The organism is Streptomyces sp. NPDC001594, from assembly GCF_042893675.1.
Lineage (GTDB): Bacteria > Actinomycetota > Actinomycetes > Streptomycetales > Streptomycetaceae > Streptomyces.
On sequence record NZ_JBIAVB010000002.1, the window covers coordinates 195,120 to 214,638 of the forward strand.

The 19,519-nt window shown below is 73.5% G+C and carries 20 protein-coding genes and 1 tRNA gene; 11 read left to right on the forward strand and 10 right to left on the reverse strand.

The window, feature by feature from the left end:
• Positions 1 to 5: 5 nt before the first annotated feature.
• Complete coding sequence (locus ACFY0O_RS04400; protein ID WP_344160193.1) at positions 6 to 506, reverse strand: FHA domain-containing protein; 501 nt, start codon at positions 504 to 506, stop codon at positions 6 to 8.
• 10 nt (positions 507 to 516) lie between these two features.
• A complete protein-coding gene (locus ACFY0O_RS04405) occupies positions 517 to 1,350 on the reverse strand; it encodes an FhaA domain-containing protein (protein WP_388942646.1) in 834 nt (277 codons plus the stop codon).
• A gap of 292 nt (positions 1,351 to 1,642) precedes the next feature.
• On the opposite strand from ACFY0O_RS04405, the gene ACFY0O_RS04410 reads away from it, so the two are divergent.
• The 6 genes from ACFY0O_RS04410 (at position 1,643) to ACFY0O_RS04435 (ending at position 7,123) form a co-directional block, all read left to right on the forward strand.
• Positions 1,643 to 1,725, forward strand: a tRNA-Leu gene (locus tag ACFY0O_RS04410).
• A gap of 147 nt (positions 1,726 to 1,872) precedes the next feature.
• Entirely contained in the window at positions 1,873 to 3,564 is a 1,692-nt protein-coding gene (locus ACFY0O_RS04415) for a sensor histidine kinase (protein ID WP_388942649.1), read from the forward strand.
• A gap of 8 nt (positions 3,565 to 3,572) precedes the next feature.
• Entirely contained in the window at positions 3,573 to 4,232 is a 660-nt protein-coding gene (locus tag ACFY0O_RS04420) for a response regulator (RefSeq protein ID WP_388942652.1), read from the forward strand.
• 115 nt (positions 4,233 to 4,347) lie between these two features.
• Positions 4,348 to 5,796 (forward strand): DUF2252 domain-containing protein, encoded by a 1,449-nt coding sequence (locus ACFY0O_RS04425; protein WP_388942655.1) that lies wholly within the window; start codon positions 4,348 to 4,350, stop codon positions 5,794 to 5,796.
• Between the two features lie 93 nt (positions 5,797 to 5,889).
• A complete protein-coding gene (locus ACFY0O_RS04430; RefSeq protein WP_388942658.1) occupies positions 5,890 to 6,717 on the forward strand; it encodes a J domain-containing protein in 828 nt (275 codons plus the stop codon).
• A gap of 61 nt (positions 6,718 to 6,778) precedes the next feature.
• Positions 6,779 to 7,123, forward strand: a complete 345-nt coding sequence (locus ACFY0O_RS04435) for a rhodanese-like domain-containing protein (RefSeq protein WP_358891446.1) — start codon at positions 6,779 to 6,781, stop codon at positions 7,121 to 7,123.
• Positions 7,124 to 7,152: 29 nt separating this feature from the next.
• Here the strand turns inward: ACFY0O_RS04435 and ACFY0O_RS04440 are convergent, their stop codons facing one another.
• The 6 genes from ACFY0O_RS04440 to paaA all read right to left on the reverse strand — a co-directional run bounded on the left by ACFY0O_RS04440 (position 7,153) and on the right by paaA (position 12,045).
• Positions 7,153 to 8,295 (reverse strand): acyl-CoA dehydrogenase family protein, encoded by a 1,143-nt coding sequence (locus ACFY0O_RS04440; RefSeq protein ID WP_388942661.1) that lies wholly within the window; start codon positions 8,293 to 8,295, stop codon positions 7,153 to 7,155.
• Positions 8,296 to 8,415: 120 nt separating this feature from the next.
• A complete protein-coding gene (locus ACFY0O_RS04445; RefSeq protein WP_388942664.1) occupies positions 8,416 to 9,519 on the reverse strand; it encodes a 2Fe-2S iron-sulfur cluster-binding protein in 1,104 nt (367 codons plus the stop codon).
• A complete protein-coding gene (gene paaD, locus ACFY0O_RS04450; RefSeq protein ID WP_388943435.1) occupies positions 9,520 to 10,026 on the reverse strand; it encodes a 1,2-phenylacetyl-CoA epoxidase subunit PaaD in 507 nt (168 codons plus the stop codon).
• Positions 10,020 to 10,763 (reverse strand): 1,2-phenylacetyl-CoA epoxidase subunit PaaC, encoded by a 744-nt coding sequence (paaC, locus tag ACFY0O_RS04455; protein ID WP_388942667.1) that lies wholly within the window; start codon positions 10,761 to 10,763, stop codon positions 10,020 to 10,022. The genes paaD and paaC overlap by 7 nt, the downstream gene beginning before the upstream one ends.
• Entirely contained in the window at positions 10,760 to 11,044 is a 285-nt protein-coding gene (gene paaB / locus ACFY0O_RS04460; protein ID WP_042801229.1) for a 1,2-phenylacetyl-CoA epoxidase subunit PaaB, read from the reverse strand. Before paaB ends, paaC begins: the two co-directional genes overlap by 4 nt.
• Positions 11,041 to 12,045: a 1,2-phenylacetyl-CoA epoxidase subunit PaaA gene (gene paaA, locus ACFY0O_RS04465; protein WP_388942671.1), complete on the reverse strand. Its 1,005-nt coding sequence runs from the start codon at positions 12,043 to 12,045 to the stop codon at positions 11,041 to 11,043. The genes paaB and paaA overlap by 4 nt, the downstream gene beginning before the upstream one ends.
• A gap of 148 nt (positions 12,046 to 12,193) precedes the next feature.
• On the opposite strand from paaA, the gene ACFY0O_RS04470 reads away from it, so the two are divergent.
• Genes ACFY0O_RS04470 through ACFY0O_RS04480 form a run of 3 tightly spaced genes read left to right on the forward strand, consistent with a single transcriptional unit; the run spans position 12,194 to position 14,869 of the window.
• Positions 12,194 to 12,862, forward strand: a complete 669-nt coding sequence (locus ACFY0O_RS04470; protein WP_388942674.1) for a DUF5819 family protein — start codon at positions 12,194 to 12,196, stop codon at positions 12,860 to 12,862.
• Positions 12,850 to 14,112 (forward strand): HTTM domain-containing protein, encoded by a 1,263-nt coding sequence (locus ACFY0O_RS04475; RefSeq protein ID WP_388942677.1) that lies wholly within the window; start codon positions 12,850 to 12,852, stop codon positions 14,110 to 14,112. Before ACFY0O_RS04470 ends, ACFY0O_RS04475 begins: the two co-directional genes overlap by 13 nt.
• A 22-nt stretch (positions 14,113 to 14,134) precedes the next feature.
• Positions 14,135 to 14,869, forward strand: a complete 735-nt coding sequence (locus ACFY0O_RS04480; RefSeq protein WP_388942680.1) for a TrmH family RNA methyltransferase — start codon at positions 14,135 to 14,137, stop codon at positions 14,867 to 14,869.
• Between the two features lie 4 nt (positions 14,870 to 14,873).
• Here the strand turns inward: ACFY0O_RS04480 and paaN are convergent, their stop codons facing one another.
• Complete coding sequence (paaN, locus tag ACFY0O_RS04485; RefSeq protein WP_388942683.1) at positions 14,874 to 16,556, reverse strand: phenylacetic acid degradation protein PaaN; 1,683 nt, start codon at positions 16,554 to 16,556, stop codon at positions 14,874 to 14,876.
• 168 nt (positions 16,557 to 16,724) lie between these two features.
• On the opposite strand from paaN, the gene ACFY0O_RS04490 reads away from it, so the two are divergent.
• Both ACFY0O_RS04490 and ACFY0O_RS04495 read left to right on the forward strand, forming a co-directional pair.
• Positions 16,725 to 18,269 carry a 3-hydroxyacyl-CoA dehydrogenase gene (locus tag ACFY0O_RS04490; protein ID WP_388942686.1) on the forward strand — a complete coding sequence of 515 codons (1,545 nt, stop codon included), beginning with the start codon at positions 16,725 to 16,727 and terminating at the stop codon, positions 18,267 to 18,269.
• Positions 18,266 to 18,853, forward strand: coding sequence for a TetR/AcrR family transcriptional regulator (locus tag ACFY0O_RS04495; RefSeq protein ID WP_358891436.1), 588 nt, complete (start codon positions 18,266 to 18,268; stop codon positions 18,851 to 18,853). Before ACFY0O_RS04490 ends, ACFY0O_RS04495 begins: the two co-directional genes overlap by 4 nt.
• Before the next feature lie 42 nt (positions 18,854 to 18,895).
• On the opposite strand, the gene ACFY0O_RS04500 is transcribed toward ACFY0O_RS04495, so the two are convergent.
• Positions 18,896 to 19,486 (reverse strand): Lrp/AsnC family transcriptional regulator, encoded by a 591-nt coding sequence (locus tag ACFY0O_RS04500; RefSeq protein ID WP_388942689.1) that lies wholly within the window; start codon positions 19,484 to 19,486, stop codon positions 18,896 to 18,898.
• Positions 19,487 to 19,519: the final 33 nt, after the last annotated feature.

Here is a 19,519-nt window from a genome sequence, read left to right on the forward strand (position 1 = left end):
TCGTACTACTTCCGCAGCTCGATGACGGTCTTGCCGATGCGGATCGGGGCGCCCGGCGGAATGGGCGTCGGGGTGGTGAGACGGGTCCGGTCCAGATACGTGCCGTTGGTGGACCCGAGATCCTCGACGATCCACTGGCCGTCACGGTCGGGGTAGATCCTGGCATGGCGGCTGGAGGCGTAGTCGTCGTCCAGCACGATCGTGGAGTCGTGGGCGCGGCCCAGCGTGATCGTCTGTCCGGCGAGGGTCACGGTGGTGCCCGTGAGGGTCCCCTCGGAGACGACGAGCTTGGTCGGCGCTCCCCGGCGCTGGCGCTGCTGGGGCGGGGCGGCCTGCCGTCCCGTCTGCTGCGGCGCGGCGGCGGCCCCGCCGCCGCGGCGCGAGCCGCGCTGCGTGACGCGCGTACCGAAGAGGTCGCTGCGGATGACCTGAACGGCCACGATGACGAACAGCCACAGAACGGCCAGGAAACCCAACCGCATGACCGTCAGGGTCAGCTCTGACATTGCCCCCGCTTCACCCTTCGGCTTGCCGGTAAATGATGGTGGTGCTGCCCACGACGATCCGCGAGCCGTCGCGGAGCGTAGCGCGGGTGGTGTGCTGCCCGTCCACCACGATGCCGTTGGTGGACCCGAGATCCTGGATCGTCGGGGGTGTTCCGGTCCGGATCTCACAGTGCCGGCGGGACACGCCGGGGTCGTCGATCCGCACATCGGCCTCGGTGCTGCGGCCGAGTACGAGCGTGGGACGCGAGATCTGGTGGCGGGTGCCGTTGATCTCGATCCAGCGGCGCATGGTGCCCGGGGCGCCGGAAGACGTGGGGGGGCCGCCGGGGCGGCCGCCGGGTGCGCCCGCGGGCGGACCCGGGGGCATGGGAGGGGCGCCGGCCGGCGGGTAGCCGTAGCCGCCCTGCTGGCCCTGCTGGCCCTGCTGGCCCTGCTGCCCCTGGGGGGCCTGGGCGGGGTCCTGGGAGGTGCTGGAGGCCAGGGTGCGGCTGCGGACCCGGTAGAGGCCCGTGTCCAGGTCCTCCGCCTTCTCCAGGTGGACCTTGATGGGGCCCATGAAGCTGTAGCGCTGCTGCTTGGCGTAGTCGCGGACGAGGCCGGCGAGCTCGTCGCCGAGCTGTCCGGAGTAGGGGCTCAGGCGCTCGTAGTCGCCGGTGCTCAGCTCCACGATGAAGTCGTTGGGGACGACGGTGCGCTCGCGGTTCCAGATGGTGGCGTTGTTGTCGCACTCCCGCTGGAGGGCGCCGGCGATCTCCACCGGCTGGACCTCGGACTTGAACACCTTGGCGAAGGTGCCGTTCACCAGACCTTCGAGACGCTGCTCGAACCGCTTCAGGACTCCCATCGGGCACCTCCTCCGTCGCTGTCGCCCTGTACTGCTTACTGATCGTATCCACGCGTGGCGGATTCGGGTGGTTCCCCTTCGCTCCTGTCCACAGGAGTGTTGGTCCTCACAAGGGATCGTAGGGGCGCTCCGGGAACAGTGTCCCGCACCCGGAGGGGGCTGCGGGAGGGGCCGTCGGGAGGTCCACCGGGGGTGACGGGAAAGCGATTTCAATCCACCCCTTCTGACGTGCTACTGTTTCGACGTCGCCAGGGGAACGGGCCGAAAGGCAAGATCCACTGGAGAGCTACTCGGGCGAGTGGCGGAACGGCAGACGCGCTGGCTTCAGGTGCCAGTGTCCTTCGGGACGTGGGGGTTCAAATCCCCCCTCGCCCACATCGGGGAAGCCCCGATCCGGAATCCGGATCGGGGCTTCCTGCTGTTCCGGGGTGGCCTCCGGCTTTCGGCCCGTCCGACTTTCGTCGTGCGGAGCGAGACGAAAGATAGCGGGTGCCCGGGGCGCCGCTGTCTAGGGTCGGTCGCGTGGATGCCGAGGCGAGGGTACGGGCGGGCAGGGACTGGCTGAAGGGGCCGGAGCCCTGGTCCCGGCGGGTGCTGGCGGGCGATCTGACGATCGCCGGGGTAATGGCGCTCATGGGGCTCAGCATCGACGAACTGGTCGGCAGCTCCGGCCTGAAGACGGTCCTCGGGTGCGTGGCCGTGGTGGTGCTGGTGCTGCTGCGCAGGCGGCTGCCGGCGGCCACGCTGGTGCTGGGGGCCGCCGCGAGCGCGTTCCTGCCAGCCGTGTTCCTCGTGACGGTCGTGCTGGGCTGGTCCGCGGGACGGCGGATCGTCGGCGTGGGCCGGGCGCTCGGCGCGTTCGTACTGGCCTTCCTCGCGTCGGTCGGCCTCACGCTGGTCGACCAGTGGACCCAGACCCGGCCCTTGCTGACGGTCGTGTTCACCACCCTGCTGTTCCTGGCCGCCACCGTCATGCCCGGTCTGGCCAGCCGGTACTGGCACCAGCGCCGGACCCTGCTGAGCGCCCTGCAGGAGCGCAACGACCGGTTGGTGCGGGAGCGGACCATGGTCGCCGGGCAGGCTCGGCTGCGGGAACGGCAGCGGATCGCCCAGGACATGCACGACAGCCTGGGCCACCAGCTGGCGCTGATCTCCGTGCACACCGGGGCGCTGGAGGTGGACCCCTCGCTCACCGACCGCCAGCGGGAGGCGGTCGGGGTGCTGCGGCAGGCCTCCGTGGCGGCGATGCACGAGCTGCGGGAGGTCGTGGGGATCCTGCGCGACGGGGTGGAGGCCCCCGTCCCCGTGGAGGAGGCGCAGCCGGCCGCGCGGGGGGTGGCCGGGATCGCGGGCATCGTGGAGGCGGCCCGGGCCGCCGGGACCGACGTACGGCTCGCCACGGCGGGGCGGCCCCGGCCGCTGGTGTCGGCCTGCGACCACGCGGCGTACCGGATCGTGCAGGAGGCGCTGACCAACGCCTACAAGCACGCGCCGGGGTCGGCGATCACCGTGGAACTGCGGTACGAGGACGACTCGCTGGTGGTGGAGATCGCCAACGGTGCGGCGGCCGACCGGGGTTCCGGCGAGGTGGTCTCCGGCGGCCAGGGGCTGACGGGGCTGCGTGAGCGGGCCCGTCTGGTCGGCGGCATGGTGCACGCGGGCGCCACCGAGGACGGCGGGTTCCGGGTGGCGGGCGTGCTCCCGTACGGGACGGAGCCGGCCGGGCTCGTCGAGGACGAGGTCGCCGACGATTTCGGGCAGCGGTCGCAGGCGCGGGCGCGCGCGCCGTACGGGACGCCCCCGCCGATGGACTGGGCGGCGCTGGACCGTGAGCTGGTGCCCGTCCGCAGCCGGGCCGGGGGCGTCGCGATGGGCTGCGGGATCGCCGTCGCCGCCGTGGTGCTGCTGGTCATCGTGCTGGGCGCGGGGGTGGCGCTGCTGCTGGGCTCCGTGAACAAGGCGATGATCGGCCGGAGCGACTACGACGGCGTGTGGGTGGGGCAGTCGGAGCAGGAGGTCCGGGGCCGGCTGCCGGACGGTGACAGCGTCCTGACGTCGGGGCTGGAGCGCAAGGGGCCGCCGCGGCCGGCGGGGGCGGACTGTCTCGCCCTGCTGTCCGCGGAGGATTCCAGGATGACGACCGACACGGTTTTCCGGTTCTGCTTCCGGGACGGCAAGCTCGTCGAGAAACAGGCGTACGAGGTCGAGCAGTAGGAGCGCGGGTGACAGCCAAGGTGATCCGAGTGGTGATCGCTGACGACGAGCCGCTGATCCGGGCCGGGATCAGGATGATCCTGACCTCGGCGCCGGACATCGAGGTCGTCGCGGAGGGCGCGAACGGCCGGGAGGCGGTCGAACTGGCCCGCTCCCACGCCCCGGACGTGGTGCTGCTGGACATCCAGATGCCCGTGATGGACGGCCTCACCGCGCTGGGCGAGCTGGGCCGGGCGGTGCCGGGGGCGCGGGCGCTGATCCTGACCACCTTCGGGGAGAAGGAGAACGTGCTGCGGGCGCTGGGCCAGGGCAGCGCGGGCTTCCTGCTGAAGGACTCGGCGCCCGCCGAGCTGATCGGCGCCGTCCGGGCGGCCGCCGCCGGCGACGCCTACCTGTCCCCCGCGGCGACCCGGCACGTGGTGGACCAGCTGGCCACCGGGCGGGCCCCCGGCCGGGGCGAGGAGGCCCGGCGGCGGGTGGGCGCGCTGAGCGAGCGGGAGCGCGGGGTGCTGGCGCTGCTCGGGGAGGGCCTGTCCAACGCGGACGCCGGCCGCCGGCTCCACATGAGCGAGGCGACGGTGAAGACGTACGTGAGCCGGATCCTCGCGAAGCTGGAGTGCGAGAACCGGGTGCAGGCGGCGCTGCTGGCGCGGGACGCGGGTTTGTAGCAGGGCTGTGGCGGCCCTGTGGCGGTGCCGTGCACGGGACTTGGGGTACGGTCGGCCCGACCTGACCGGCGAAGAAGCCGCCGGTGGGACGCGATGAGGTGCGGGGGCTGCGCAGATGGTGACGGCATCGGGACAGTACGCGACGGACGCGGCGGCGGCCGCCGGCGCGGCACGGGACGGCGGGCGGATCCCGCGCGTCCCGGGCTTCGCGCCGAGGACCGTGACGGGTTCCCCCAAGGAGGCCGGCAAGGCCCTGCGGCTGCGGGTGCCGCGCGCCGCCCACGCCGCCTTCGAGATGCCCGCCGACCGCCCGGACGCCGTGCGCGCCGTGGAGGAGTCCAACGTGGGCCGGGTCGCCGAACTGACCCCGATACGCGTCGGCCGGATGGCCGCCAACCCGTTCGCCTTCCTGCGCGGAGCCGCCGGGCTGATGGCGCACGACCTGTCCGGCGGCCCGGTGACGGGGGTGGGCGCGCAGATCTGCGGCGACGCGCACGCGGCCAACTTCGGTCTCTACGGGGACGCGCGCGGCCGGCTCGTGATCGACCTGAACGACTTCGACGAGACCGTCTTCGGCCCGTGGGAGTGGGACGTGAAGCGCCTCGCGACCTCGCTGGTGCTGGCCGGACGCGTGGCGGGCGCCGACGAGGACACCTGCCGGGCGGCGGCGCAGGACGCGGTGGGCGCCTACCGGCGCACCATGCGGCTGCTGGCCAAGCTCCCCGCGCTCGACGCGTGGAACGCCATCGCCGACGAGGAGCTCGTCTCCCACACCGACGCCCGCGACCTGCTGGGCACCCTGGAGCGGGTCTCGCAGAAGGCCCGCAACAACACCTCGGCCCGGTTCGCCGCCAAGTCCACCGAGGCCGGTGAGGACGGCGGCCGCCGCTTCGTGGACGCGCTGCCCGTGCTGCGCCGGGTCGGCGACGCGGAGGCCGCCGCGGTGGCCGCCTCGCTGGGCCCGTACCTGACCACCCTCTCGGGGGACCGGCTGCCGCTCCTGGCCCGCTACTCGATCCACGACGTGGCCTTCCGCGTCGTCGGCACCGGCAGCGTGGGCACCCGCTCGTACGTGGTGCTGCTGCTGGACCACCGGGGCGAGCCGCTGGTGCTCCAGGTCAAGGAGGCCCGTCCCTCCGTGCTGCTGCCGCACCTGCCCGCGCTGGGCTTCCACTCCCCGGCGGAGGAGCACGAGGGCCGCCGGGTGGTGGCCGGGCAGAAGCGGATGCAGGTGGTCTCCGACATCCTGCTGGGCTGGACCACCGTCGAGGGGCGCCCCTACCAGGTCCGGCAGTTCCGCAACCGCAAGGGCAGCGTGGACCCGGCGGCGCTGACCCCCGACCAGATCGACGACTACGGCCGGATGACCGGCGCCCTGCTGGCCCGGGCGCACGCCCACAGCGCCGACCCGCGGCTGCTGGCCGGCTACTGCGGCAAGAACGAGGAGCTGGACGAGGCGGTGGCTGCCTTCGCCGTGGCCTACGCCGACCGCAGCGAGGCCGACCACGCGGACCTGGTGGCGGCGGTGCGCTCGGGCCGGATCGCGGCCGAGCACGGGGTCTGAGAGGCCTGCGGGGGCGGCTCTGCCGGGGCCGGGCGTGTTTCACGTGAAACACGCCCTTGGGGCCGGCCCCCGGCCGGGCCGTAGGCTGGCCGGGTGAGCGAGCAGAGCGAACAGACGGCACACCAGCCCTCCGCATCCGGTGACGAGCGGCCCGAGGCACGCCTGGAGCGGGCCGTGCGGGCCGCCGAGCAGGCACTGATCGAGTTCGAGATCGCGGTGGAGACCTTCCGGGTGGAGGTGGAGAACTTCTCCCGGCTGCACCACCAGAAGCTCGGGCCGATGTACTCGCGGCTCGACGAGCTGGACGCGCTGATCGCGGAGGCGAAGGCCGCCCGCAGCGGTGATGCCGAGGACCTGCGCCGGGCCCGGGAGGCCCGCTCGCTGGTCATGCCGATGCCCGGGGTGGACGAGCTGTTCCACGACTGGCTGGGCTCGGACGGGATCTCCGACGACGCGGCCGCCATGCTCACCGACCGGCCGGTGCGCCCGCCGGAGCGGGTGCGGCCCTCGGAGGAGGTCCGCCGGCTCTACCGGGAGCTGGTCCGCCGGGCCCACCCCGACCTCGCCCAGGACGAGGCCGAGCGGACGCGGCGCGACGCGTTCATCGCGCGGGTCAACGCCGCCTACGGGCGCGGTGAGGAGCAGCTGCTGCGCGAGCTGGCCGAGGAGTGGGACGCCGGTCCGGTGCCGCAGGCCGCGGCGCCGAGCGAGAGCGAGGAGCTGTACGCCCGGCTGGAGTGGCTGTCGCAGCGCAAGGAGCTGCTGTCCATGGTGGCCAAGGAGCTGGAGGACAGCGCGATCGGCGCGATGCTGCGGATGGCGCCCGACGACCCGGACCGGCTGCTGGAGGAAATCGCCGAGCAGCTGCTGGCGGAGGTCTCCGAGCGCGAGGCGGAACTGGCGGCCCTGGCGACTCCGTGAGCCTGGGGCCGGGGTCGGATAGGTTGGCGGGCGAGACCCGCGAAGAGAGAAGGCGACTGTCATGAACTTCGGACCGCTCCCCTCGGTGGAGGCCGCCGCGGTGCCCGCCGAAGGCCTCGTCCTGGACGTCCGTGAGGGCGACGAATGGGCGGCCGGTCATGTCGAGGGCGCGCTGCACGTCCCGATGAGCGACTTCGTCGCGCGCTTCGGTGAGGTGACGGAGGCGGTCGCGGACGGCCGGACCGCGTACGTGATGTGCCGGGTGGGCGGCCGCAGCGCCCAGGTCACCCAGTACCTGGTGGGCCAGGGCATCGACGCCGTCAACGTGACCGGCGGGATGCAGGCGTGGGAGGGTGCCGGGCGCCCGATGGTGACGGACAACGGGAACCCGGCCTTCGTCCTCTGACGGTCCCGGTGGCGGCCGCGGCGGGTCGCTCAGCCGAGGGGGTGGGCGGCCAGCAGGTCGCCCAGGGCCTCCTCGTGCGCGGCGGCCGGGCCGAGCTGGAGTTCCAGCTGCTTGGCCCAGGCGTGGTAGCGGTGCAGCGGGTAGTCCGTGTCCGCGCCGAAGCCGCCGTGCAGGTGCTGGGCGGTCTGCACGACCCTGCGGACCCCTTCGGAGGCCCAGATCTTGGCGACGGCCACGTCCCCCGAGGCGGGCAGCGGGCCGCCCGCCGTACCCGTCGCGGCGTCGAGGCGCCAGGCCGCCTGCCAGAGGGTGACCTCCATGGCACGCAGGTCGATGTAGCGGTCGGCGGCCTGGACCGCGACGGCCTGGAAGGTGGCCACGGGGAAGCCGAACTGTTCCCGCTTGCCGGTGTAGCCGCTGGTCATGGCCAGGACGGCCTCGCCGAGGCCGAGTGCGAGGGCGCAGGTGCCGGTGGCCAGGACCTGGCGCAGCCGCTCCCAGGCGCCGGGGGCGTCGATGACGTGGGTGGCGGGCACCCGGACCCGGTCCAGGGTGAGTTCGGCGAACTTCTCCCCGCTGGTGGAGTACTGGTCGGCGAGGGTGAGGCCCTCGGTGGTGCGCGGGAGCAGCGCGAGGACGGCTTCGCCGTCGCCGGCGTGCGCGGGTACGGCGATCCAGTCGCTGCTGTGCGCCCAGGGAACGGCCGTCTGCATCCCGTCCAGGGTCCAGACCTCGTCCTCGCGGTGTGCGGTGACGGCGAGTTCGGCGGGGTCGTGGCCGGTGCGGCCCTGCGCGGCGACGGTGAGGACGAGCGTGCCGCGCCCGGCGGCGGGCAGCAGGGCGGCGGCCAGTTCGGGGCTCCCGTGGGCCTGGACGGCCATGGCGGTGGCGCAGTGTTCCAGCAGCGGGACCCGGGCCAGGACCCGGGCCGCCTCGCGGAGCACCAGGCAGAGGGCGATGGTGTCCAGGCCGGCCCCGCCGTGCTCCTCGGACAGGACCAGGCTCAGCAGGTCGGAGCCGGCGAGGGTGGCCCACAGGGGCCGGTCGAACTCCTCCGCGACGGCTCCCGGCGTGAGCGCGGGGCTGGGCACGCCGTCGGGGGCGACGTCGGCGAACACGGCCTTCGCCGCCTCGACGGCCGCCTGCTGTTCCTCGGTGAAGGTGAAGTCCACTGCCTGTCCTCCCGCGCGCACCGGTTCCGATCCAGCTGCTGGATCTGACGGGCCGTCAAGATAAGGCAGGCGGCGGGAAAAGCACAGCCCGCCGGGGGCGCCCGGCGGGCTCGGCGGGGCTCACCGGTCGAAGTCGATCTCCACTTCCTCGGTCATCGGGTGGGACTGGCAGGCCAGCACGAACCCGGCCTCCGTCTCCTCCTCCTCCAACGCGAAGTTGCGGTCCATCCGCACCTCGCCCGACACCACGAACGCCCGGCACGTGCCGCAGACCCCGCCCTTGCAGGCGTACGGGGCGTCCGCGCGGTTGCGCAGCACGGCGTCCAGCAGGGACTCCCCGTCCTGCACGGCCCAGGTGCCCGAGCGGCCGTCGAGGCGGGCCGTGACCCGGCCGTGGGCCGCGACCGGAGCCGAGGACCGGGCCGGGTCCTGTGGGGCGGTGTCCTCGACGTGGAAGATCTCCTCGTGCACCCGGGTGCGGGCGACGCCGAGGGCGGCCAGGGCCCGCTCCGCACCGGTGACCAGCCCGTACGGGCCGCACAGGAACCAGCCCGTGACCTCCGCGACCGGCAGCAGCGCGGGCAGCAGGGCCGTCAGCCGGGCCTCGTCGAGCCGCCCGGACGGCAGCCCGGCCTCCTGCTCCTCACGGGAGAGGACGGTCACCAGCTGGAAGCGGTCGGGGTGGCGGTCCTTGAGGTCGGCCACCTCCTCCAGGAACATCGTCGAGGCCGCCGTACGGTCGCTGCGCACCAGGCAGAACCGGGCGTCGGGGCGGGCCGCCAGCAGCGTGGCCGCGATCGACAGCACCGGGGTGATGCCGCTGCCGCCGACGATCGCCGCGTAGTGCGGCGAGGCCGGGGCCGCCACCGGGTCCAGCACGAACCGGCCGGCCGGGACCATCACGTCGAGCACGTCCCCGGCGGCGATCTCCTTGTGGGCGAAGGTGGAGAACTCGCCGCCCTCCACCAGCCGCACCCCGACCCGCAGCTCGGCCGGACCCGGGCCGTCGGCGGCCGGGGCGGGAGAGCAGATGGAGTACGTCCGGCGGACCTCGGCGCCCCCGGCGGGCCTGCGGCGGAGCGTCAGGTGCTGGCCGGGGGCGTGCCGGTACTCGGCGCGCAGCGCCTCGGGCACCGACAGGGTCAGCGCCACCGAGTCGTCGGTGAGCCGGTCGACCGCCGCCACCGTCAGGGGGTGGAACGCGCCGTGGCGGGGTGCGGCCATCTACAGCTCCTTGAAGTGGTCGAACGGTTCGAGGCAGGCGACGCACCGGCGCAGCGCCTTGCAGGCGGTGGAGGAGAAGCGGCTGAGCAGCTCGGTGTCGGTGGAGCCGCAGTTCGGGCAGCGCACCGACAGGGTGAGCGGGACCGGCCCTCCGGCGGAGTGGGGACGGGGCGGGGCGATGCCGAACTCGGCGAGCTTGCGGCGGCCTTCGGCGCTGATGTCGTCGGTGGACCAGGCGGGGGAGAGCACGGTGGTGACCCGCACCTCGGGTATGCCGTGGCAGGTCAGGACCCGCTCGATGTCGGCGGACATGGCCTCGATGGCCGGGCAGCCCGTGTACGTGGGGGTCAGGAGCACCTCGGCGTGCCCGTCGTCATGCATCCGCACGCCGCGCAGGACGCCCAGCTCGGCGAGGGTCAGCACGGGCAGCTCCGGGTCGGGGACGGTGCCGGCCAGCTCGGCCAGCTCCGCCTCCAGACGGGTGGTCCCGGCCGCGGCGCTCACCAGGACGCCCCGGGGTGGCTGCGGTGCAGGTGCTGCATCTCCGCGAGGAGCCGCCCGAAGGACTCGGTGTGCAGGCCCTCGCGGCCGGCTCCGGCGGCCCAGGCGCCCGTCCGAGGGCCCTCGGGCAGCTCCAGGCCCGCCTGCTCCAGGACGCCGCCCAGCGCGGCCAGCCAGCGGCCCTCCAGGGCGGCCGGGTCCACGTCCAGGCCGTCGACCGGGCGGAACATCTCCCCGGTGTACTTCCACAGCGCGTCCAGGGCCGCGCGCATCCGGCGGCGGCTCTCCTCGGTGCCGTCGCCGAGCCGCAGCGTCCACTGCTCGGCGTGGTCGCGGTGGTAGGCGGTCTCCTTGACCGCCTTGGCGGCCAGCGGGGCGAACGGGCCGTCACCGGCGGCCAGTGCCGCGTACAGCTCGTGCTGGTAGAGGGAGAAGTACAGCTGGCGGGCGATGGTGTGCGCGAAGTCCCCGTTGGGCTGCTCGACCAGCTGGAGGTTGCGGAAGGCGCGCTCCTCGCGCAGGAAGGCCAGCTCGTCCTCGTCGCCGGCCATGGAGAGCAGGACGCGGGCCTGGCCGAGCAGGTCGAGCGCGATGTTCGCGAGGGCGACCTCCTCCTCCAGGACCGGGGCGTGGCCCGCCCATTCGCCGAGGCGGTGGGACAGGATCAGCGCGTCGTCCGCGAGGGCGAGGACGGCGGCCGTGGCCGCGGACGGGGCGGCGGTGTCGGCGGTGTCGGCGCTCACAGGTGGCGCACCCCCTCGGGGATCTCGTAGAAGGTGGGGTGCCGGTAGGGCTTGTCGGCGGACGGCGCGAAGAAGGGGTCCCGCTCGTCGGGCGAGGAGGCGGTGATCTCGGCCGAGGGCACGACCCAGATGGAGACGCCCTCGTTGCGCCGCGTGTAGAGGTCGCGTGCGTTGCGCAGGGCCATCTCCGCGTCGGGGGCGTGCAGGCTGCCCGCGTGCGTGTGCGAGAGGCCGCGGCGCGAGCGCACGAACACCTCCCACAGGGGCCAGTTCTGCGTCATGCCTGTACCTCTCGTCCGGTGCCGGTGTGCTTCTGCGCGTACGCCGTGGCCGCTTCGCGGACCCAGGCGCCTTCCTCGTGGGCCTTGCGGCGCTGGCTGATGCGCTGTTCGTTGCAGGGGCCGTTCCCCTTGAGCACGTCCCAGAACTCCACCCAGTCGATGGCGCCGAAGTCGTAGTGCCCGCGCTCCTCGTTCCACTTGATGTCCGGGTCGGGCAGGGTCAGGCCCAGGGACTCGGCCTGCGGGACGGCGATGTCGACGAAGCGCTGGCGCAGCTCGTCGTTGGAGTGCCGCTTGATGCGCCAGGCCATCGCCTGGGCGCTGTGGACCGACTCGTCGTCCGGTGGGCCGAACATCATCAGGGAGGGCCACCACCAGCGGTCCACCGCGTCCTGGGCCATCGCGTGCTGGGCCTCGGTGCCCCGGGAGAGGGCGAGGAGCAGCTCGTAGCCCTGGCGCTGGTGGAAGGACTCCTCCTTGCAGATCCGGACCATCGCACGGGCGTAGGGACCGTAGGAGCAGCGGCAGATCGGCACCTGGTTGGTGATCGCCGCGCCGTCCACGAGCCAGCCGATGGCACCGACGTCCGCCCAGGTCAGCGTCGGGTAGTTGAAGATCGAGGAGTACTTCTGCTTGCCGGAGTGCAGCTTGTCGAGCAGCTCGTCACGGCTGGTGCCGAGGGTCTCGGCGGCGCTGTAGAGGTACAGGCCGTGCCCCGCCTCGTCCTGCACCTTGGCCATCAGGATCGCCTTGCGGCGCAGGGACGGCGCGCGCGTGATCCAGTTGGCCTCGGGCTGCATGCCGATGATCTCGGAGTGGGCGTGCTGTGCCATCTGGCGGACCAGGGAGGCGCGGTACTCCTCGGGCATCCAGTCGCGCGGCTCCACGCGCTCGTCCGCCGCGACGGCGGCGTCGAAGTCCGCCCTCAGCTGCGCGCCGAGGCCGGCGGACCCTCCGTCCACCCCGCCCGACGTCCCCGTCTCCGGAGTCACTGCGACCATCACGGCTCCCTGTCCGAATCTGCGTCCGAGTCCGCCCATCCGCCCGACCGACCGATCGTTCGGTTCATCCTCTTCAATGGTGAGACGGCGGCCCGTAGGGTGTCAACCTCTGTGGGCAACCCTGTGGACGCCGGATGATCGGGGCGGGATGGACGCGAACGAGCGCGAGCGCGAGGACGAGCCCGGTTCCGCGCCTTCCCGGGCGCCCGGGATCGCCGGGCTGTCCCTCCCGTACCGGGTCCTCGCGGCGCTGGTCCTGGCGGCCCTGGCCGTCGCCGCCTGCCTGCACCTGGGACTGGTCTTCCTGCACGTCGCGCCGTCCAACACGCTCAGCAAGCGGCACGCGGGCCTGGTCGACGGGTGGGTGTACCCGGAGTTCGAACAGAACTGGAAGCTGTTCGCCCCCAACCCCCTCCAGCAGAACATCGCCGTGGAGGCCCGCGCCCAGTTCCGCGACGGGGACGGCGCCCTGGTCACCACCGGCTGGCGCGACCTGTCGGCCGAGGACGCGGCCGCCATCCGGCACAGCCCGCTGCCGAGCCACACCCGGCAGAACGAGCTCCGACGGGCCTGGGACTTCTTCACCGGCTCCCACGACGACCAGAACAAGGCGACCGACGCCCGGCGCGGGGAGCTGTCCGAGGCGTACCTGAAGCGGATCGCGGGCGCCCGGCTGGGGGCCGGCCTGGCCGACGGCGAACGGATCGTACGGGTCCAGCTGCGCTCGGCGACGCGGGCCGTGGCCGCGCCGGCCTGGAGCGAGGAGAAGACCGACACCCAGACGTACTACCGGGAGCTGCCGTGGTGGACCGTCTGAGGCCGGCCGACCGTCTGAGACGCGTGCTCGCCAAGGTCAGCGGGGAGGCGCTCGGACCGCATCAGAGCGCCGTCGTGCGGATCGGCTTCGGCGGGACCTGGCTGTTCTTCCTGCTGCGCGAGTTCCCGCACCGCCACGAGCTGTACGGGCCCGACGGGCCGTGGAGCTGGGAGCTCGCCCAGCGGCTGGTCACCGGGAACCACGCCTTCACGGTGCTGCTGTGGTCGGCGTCCGGGTGGTGGTTCGAGCTCGTCTACGGCCTCGCCGTGGCCGCGAGCGCGCTGCTGGCGCTGGGCTGGCGGACGCGGGCGACGTCGGTGCTGTTCATGGTCGGGGTGCTGTCGCTGCAGAACCGCAGCGTGTTCATGGGGGACGGCGGGGACAACGTCGTCCACCTGATGGCGATGTACCTGGTGCTGACGCGCTGTGCCCGGGTGTGGTCGCTGGACGCGCGGCGGGCGCGGCTGCGGGGCACCGCCTCGGCGGGGGCGGCGGGGCCGGTGCTGTGGGGGGTGCTGGGCGCGTTCCTCGCGTACGGGGCGGTGAGCGGGCGGCTGAGCGGCGGGTGGGCGGCCGTGTTCGCGGCGCTGTGGACGGGCGCGGCGCTGTGGTGGCTGGTCGAGCGGTACGAGCCGGAGGGGGAGCGGCGGGCCGCGCTGGACGTGCTCGCGAACCTGCTGCACAACGCCGGGATGCTGGTGATCACGGCGGAGGTGTGCCTGATCTACGCGACGGCGGGCTGGTACAAGATCCAGGGCTCGCGGTGGCAGGACGGCACCGCGCTGTACTACCCGTTGCGGCTGGAGTACTTCAGCCCGTGGCCGGGGCTGTCGGAGGTGCTGGCGGGGAGCGGGGTCGTGGTGATGCTGCTGACCTACGGGACCGTGGTGGTGCAGGTCGCGTTCCCGTTCGCGCTGTTCAACCGGCGGGTCAAGAACGTGCTGCTGGCGGGGATGATGCTGGAGCACGCGGGGATCGCGGTTCTGCTGGGGCTGCCGTTCTTCTCGTTGGCGATGATCGCCGCTGACGCGGTGTTCCTGCCGACGGGGTTGCTGGTGTGGGTGGGGGCGCGGGCCGGTGCGCTGCGGGTGCGGGTGCCGCTGCGCGGAGCCTCTCCCCGCCCCGCCCTTTCTCCGTATCCCGGGGCAAGCCCCGGACCCCTCCTGGGGACTCCGCCCCCAGACCCTCCCCCAGCTACCGCTGGGAGGGACCCCCAGGCGAGGCTGGATAGGGCCGGCGAGGCCGGGTAGGGCCTGGCCTTAGGGTCGGGGTATGAGTGTGGTGCGGGAGTGGGCCGAGAATGCCGGGCGGGATGACGTCGTGTTGCTCGACGGGTTCCATGCCCTGAAGCACGCGCTGCGGTTCGGGGCCGAGGTGGTGGCCGTCGTGGCCGAGGAGCCCGACCGGGTGAGGGGCCTGGCCGCCGAGCTCGCGCCCGACGTGGAGGACGCGGTGGCGCGGCTCGTGCGCCGGGGGGAGCTGAAGGGGCTGCTGCCCCGCGTGCACCCCACCGGGGTCGCGGCGCTCGCCGTGCGCCCCGACCGGGAGGCCGGGCGGGCCGCCCTCGCGCGGACGCCCCGCCCCGCGCCGGTCGTCCTGCTCGACAACCCCCGCAACCTCGGCAACGTCGGCGCCGTCGTCCGCCTCGCCGCCGGCTTCGGCGCCACCGGCGTGGTGACCCGGGGCGACCTCGACCCCTGGCACCCCAACGTGGTCCGCGCCGGGGCCGGACTGCACTACGCGACCACCGTGGACCGGCTGGAGCTGGAGGAGCTCCCGCCCGGGCCCCTGTACGCGCTCGACCCGGAGGGCGAGGACATCCGCGCCCTCACCCTCCCGGACGACGCCCTGCTGGCCTTCGGCTCCGAGCGCCACGGGATCTCGCCCGAGCTGCGCGCCCGGGCGGACCACCTGGTCTCGCTGCCGATGCGGCCCCAGGTCTCCAGCTACAACCTGGCCACCAGCGTGGCGATGACCCTCTTCCACTGGGGCGGACCCCGGCCCTGAGGGGCTACGCCTGGCGGCGGACCTCCACCACGCGGAAGCGGTTCGCGACGAACGCGCCGTCGCACAGGGCGGCGTTCGCCGCCGGGTTGCCGCCCGAGCCGTGGAAGTCGGAGAAGGCCGCGGTCTGGTTGACGTAGACCCCGCCCGTCAGGTTCAGCGACAGCTGCGCCGACTCCTCCAGGCAGACCTCCTCGATCGCCCGCTCGGTGTCCTCGGAGGTGGTGTAGGCGCCCACCGTCATCGCGCCCTTTTCCCGCACCGTGCGGCGCAGCAGCTCCAGGGCGTCGGCCGTGGAGTCCACGGCCACCGCGAAGGAGACCGGGCCGAAGCACTCCGACAGGTACGGCGCCTCCGGGTCCGGCTTGCCGGCGTCCAGCTTCACGATCACCGGGGTGCGCACGACCGCGTCCGGGAACTCGGGGTTGGCCACCTCACGGGAGGCCAGCGCGACCTCGCCCAGGCCGGCCGCCGCCTCCAGGCGGGCCTTGACGTCCGGGTTGACCAGGGCGCCCAGCAGCGCGTTGGCCCGGGCGTCGTCGCCCAGCAGCCCGCCGACCGAGGCGGCGAGGTCGGCGACGACCTCGTCGTACGACTTGTGGCCGGCGTCCGTCGCGATGCCCTCGCGGGGGATCAGCAGGTTCTGCGGGGTGGTGCACATCTGGCCGCTGTAGAGGGAGAGCGAGAAGGCCAGGTTGGAGAGCATGCCCTTGTAGTCGGAGGTCGAGTCGACGACGACCGTGTTGACGCCCGCCTTCTCCGTGTAGACCTGGGCCTGGCGGGCGTTGGCCTCCAGCCAGTCGCCGAACTCCGTCGAGCCGGTGTAGTCGATCAGCTTGATCTCGGGCCGGACCGCGAGGGTCTTGGCGATGCCCTCGCCCGGGCGCTCGACCGCCAGCGCCACCAGGTTCGGGTCGAAGCCGGCCTCGGCGAGGACCTCGCGGGCCACCTTGACGGTCAGGGCCAGCGGGAGGACGGCGCGCGGGTGCGGCTTGACCAGGGCGGCGTTGCCCGTGGCGAGGGAGGCGAACAGGCCGGGGTAGCCGTTCCAGGTGGGGAAGGTGTTGCAGCCGATCATCAGCGCGATGCCGCGGGGCACCGCCGTGAAGGTCTTGCCGAGCTCCAGCGGGTCGCGCTTGCCCTGCGGCTTGGACCAGTCCGCCTGGCCGGGGACCCGGGTCTGCTCCTCGTACGCGTAGGCGACGGCCTCCAGGCCGCGGTCCTGCGCGTGGGGGCCGCCCGCCTGGAAGGCCATCATGAAGGCCTGGCCGCTGGTGTGCATCACCGCGTGCGCGAACTCGTGGGTGCGGGCGGAGATGCGGGCGAGGATCTCGATGGAGACCAGCGCGCGGGCCTCGGGTCCGGCGTCCCGCCAGGCCGGGATGCCGGCCTTCATCGCGGGCAGCAGCACGTCCACGTCCGCGTGCGGGTACTCCACGCCCAGCTCCGGGCCGTACGGGGAGACCTCCGCGCCGGTCCAGCCGTCGGTGCCGGGCTGGTCGAGGTCGAAGCGGGTGCCGCGGACGGCCTCGAAGGCGGCGAGCCCGTCGGCCGGGGCGGTCTCCCCGTAGGCCTTGGGGTGCTCGGGGTGCGGGGACCAGTAGGCGCGGCTGCGGATGGCAGCCAGCGCCTGGTCCAGGGTGGGCCGGTGCTTCTCGGTGAGCTGGGAGAGGGTGAGCTCGGCGGCCATCAGGGACCAACTCCTCGTTGAGCCGGGCGGGATCGGGCTGGTTCTCAGCACGGGATCAGGCAGGGGCGGGTGAAGAAGAGCAGACTGGAGTTAGAGTAACCGAACGATCGGTCGGGACAAGAGGGCCCGGCAGGACCTGTGGACAACCCGGTGCGGGAGGATCAGGACATGACAGCAATCGAGCGGTCCCGCACTGTGGCGGTCGTCGGCGCCGGCACCATGGGCCAGGGCATCGCCCAGGTGGCCCTACTCGCGGGTCACCGCGTGCTGATCCACGACATCGACGCCGCCCTCGCCGCCACCGCCGCCGCCCTGGTCCGCGACCGGGTCGAGCGGATGGCCGCCAAGGGCCGCCTCGACCGGGCCGAGGCGGAGGACGCCGCCGGCCGGATCGGCGCCGCCGACGGCCTGGCCGGCCTCGCGGGCGCCGCCCTCGTCATCGAGGCCGTCGTGGAGGACGTCACCGTCAAGCGGACCCTCTTCGCGGCACTCGAAGAGGTGGTTTCGCCGGACACCCTCCTGGCCACCAACACCTCCTCCCTCTCCGTCACCGAGCTCGCCGCAGGTCTGGCGCACCCCGGCCGCTTCCTCGGCCTGCACTTCTTCAACCCGGCCCCGCTGCTCCCCCTCGTCGAGGTGGTCAGCGGCTCCGCCACCGCCCCGGCCGCCGCCGAGCGCGCGTACCGCACGGTCCTGGGCTGGGGGAAGACCCCGGTCCGCTGCGCCGACACCCCCGGCTTCATCGTCAACCGGATCGCCCGCCCCTTCTACGCCGAAGCCTTCGCCGTGTACGAGGAGCAGGGCGCCGACCCCGCGACCATCGACGCCGTCCTGCGCGAGAGCGGCGGCTTCAAGATGGGCCCGTTCGCGCTGACCGACCTGATCGGCCAGGACGTCAACGAGGCCGTCACCCGCTCGGTGTGGGAGTCCTTCTTCCGCAGCCCCAAGTTCACCCCCTCGCTCGCCCAGCGCCGACTCGTCCAGTCGGGCCGCCTCGGCCGAAAGTCCGGGCACGGCTGGTACCCGTACGGCGAGGGCGCGCAGCCGCCCGCGCCGCACACCGCGGGGCCCGAGGAGGCGCCGGAGAAGGTGACCGTCGTCGGCGACCTCGGCCCGGCCGCCGCGCTGGCGGAGCTGATCGAGGAGGCCGGGATCGCGGTGACCTCCACCGCGCACGGCGGCCCGTACATCCAGCTGCCCGGGGAGGGCCAGCTGGTGCTCGCCGACGGCAAGACGGCCGTCGAGTTCACCGACGTCGTCTACTTCGACCTCGCGCTGGACTACCGGGACGCCACCCGGATCGCCCTGTCGGCGGGCGAGGACACCAGCGAGCGCACCCTCGCCGAAGCCGTCGGCCTCTTCCAGAAGCTCGGCAAGCAGGTCTCCGTCATCGGCGACGTCCCCGGCATGATCGTCGCCCGGACGGTGGCCATGCTGATCGACCTCGCGGCCGACGCCGTGGCGCGCGGGGTGGCCTCCGCCGAGGACATCGACACCGCGATGCGGCTCGGCGTCAACTACCCGCTGGGCCCCTCCGAATGGCACCGGCGGGTCGGCCGGGACTGGGCGTACGACCTCCTGCACCACCTCGACGAGCGCTGTCCCGGCGGCCGCTACGCCCCCTCCCTGGCCCTCTTCAAGCTGGGCTACGCGGACGACGGCGGAGCGGACGGGGACGAGGGCGCGGACGGGGCCGAGGAGGGCACCGGATGACCACGGCCAGGCGGGACACCTACACCCCCGAGACGCTCCTGTCGGTGGCGGTGCGGGTCTTCAACGAGCGCGGATACGACGGCACGTCGATGGAGCACCTCTCCAAGGCGGCGGGCATCTCCAAGTCCTCGATCTACCACCACGTGGCGGGCAAGGAGGAGCTGCTGCACCGGGCCGTGAGCCGGGCGCTGGACGAGCTCTTCGCCGTGCTGGAGGAGCCGGGCGCCCTGCGCGGCCGGGCGGTCGCGCGCGTCGAGTACGTCACCCGCCGCACGGTCGAGGTCCTGGTCGCGGAACTCCCCTACGTCACCCTGCTGCTGCGGGTGCGCGGCAACACCCGCACCGAGCGCTGGGCGCTGGAGCGCCGACGCGAGTTCGACCACCAGGTGGCGGAGCTGCTCAAGGCCGCCGCGGCGGACGGGGACCTGCGGACGGACGTGGACATCCGGCTGGCCACCCGGCTGCTGTTCGGCATGGTCAACTCGCTGGTCGAGTGGTACCGCCCGCACCCGGGCACGACCCCCGACCAGCTCGCGGACGCGGTGGTCGGCATGGCCCTGGACGGCCTGCGCGCCACGTCCTGACGGGCGTACGGGGAGGGGGCGGGTGCCGCCGCCCCTCCGCGTTCAGTCCTCCGAGAGCGCCGGGCCGCCACCGCCGCCCGGGCCCGGATCCAGCAGGTCCGTTTCCTCGAACACCAGCAGCGTCCGGGTGGAGAGCACCTCCGGGATGGACTGCAGGCGGGTCAGCACCAGCTCCCGCAGGGTCCGGTTGTCAGCCGTGTGGACCAGCAGCAGGACGTCGAAATCCCCGCTGACGAGCGCGATGTGGGCGGCGCCCGGCAGCTCGCGCAGCTTCTCCCGCACCGTCCGCCAGGAGTTTTGGACGATCTTCAGGGTGATATAGGCGGATGCGCCCTGACCTGCGCGTTCGTGGTTCACCCGGGCGGTGAACCCGCGGATGACCCCGTCGTCGATCAGCCGGTTGATCCGGGCGTACGCGTTCGCGCGCGAGACGTGCACCTGCTCGGCCACCGACCGTATCGAGGCGCGGCCGTCCGTCTGGAGGAGCCGCATGATCGACCGGTCGATCGGGTCCAGGGGGCGGGGCGGCACGGGCGGGAGCGACGGGACGGGCGGGGCCGCCGGGGGCGTTGTGGGGGTACCCCCCGCCGAAGCCGGTACGGAGCCCGCTCCGGCCATTTGTTCATCCGGCATTGCCCACTGCCTCCCTCTCCTGGACGTCCTGCA

Bases quoted from the DNA above. Each gene is read 5' to 3' on its own strand.
- ACFY0O_RS04400 (WP_344160193.1), bottom strand. From the start codon at position 506: ATGTCAGAGCTGACCCTGACGGTCATGCGGTTGGGTTTCCTGGCCGTT.
- ACFY0O_RS04405 (WP_388942646.1), bottom strand. From the start codon at position 1,350: ATGGGAGTCCTGAAGCGGTTCGAGCAGCGTCTCGAAGGTCTGGTGAAC.
- ACFY0O_RS04425 (WP_388942655.1), top strand. From the start codon at position 4,348: ATGGTGACGGCATCGGGACAGTACGCGACGGACGCGGCGGCGGCCGCC.
- ACFY0O_RS04435 (WP_358891446.1), top strand. From the start codon at position 6,779: ATGAACTTCGGACCGCTCCCCTCGGTGGAGGCCGCCGCGGTGCCCGCC.
- ACFY0O_RS04445 (WP_388942664.1), bottom strand. From the start codon at position 9,519: ATGGCCGCACCCCGCCACGGCGCGTTCCACCCCCTGACGGTGGCGGCG.
- paaB (WP_042801229.1), bottom strand. From the start codon at position 11,044: ATGACGCAGAACTGGCCCCTGTGGGAGGTGTTCGTGCGCTCGCGCCGC.
- paaA (WP_388942671.1), bottom strand. From the start codon at position 12,045: ATGGTCGCAGTGACTCCGGAGACGGGGACGTCGGGCGGGGTGGACGGA.
- ACFY0O_RS04470 (WP_388942674.1), top strand. From the start codon at position 12,194: ATGGACGCGAACGAGCGCGAGCGCGAGGACGAGCCCGGTTCCGCGCCT.
- ACFY0O_RS04480 (WP_388942680.1), top strand. From the start codon at position 14,135: ATGAGTGTGGTGCGGGAGTGGGCCGAGAATGCCGGGCGGGATGACGTC.
- paaN (WP_388942683.1), bottom strand. From the start codon at position 16,556: ATGGCCGCCGAGCTCACCCTCTCCCAGCTCACCGAGAAGCACCGGCCC.
- ACFY0O_RS04490 (WP_388942686.1), top strand. From the start codon at position 16,725: ATGACAGCAATCGAGCGGTCCCGCACTGTGGCGGTCGTCGGCGCCGGC.
- ACFY0O_RS04495 (WP_358891436.1), top strand. From the start codon at position 18,266: ATGACCACGGCCAGGCGGGACACCTACACCCCCGAGACGCTCCTGTCG.
- ACFY0O_RS04500 (WP_388942689.1), bottom strand. From the start codon at position 19,486: ATGCCGGATGAACAAATGGCCGGAGCGGGCTCCGTACCGGCTTCGGCG.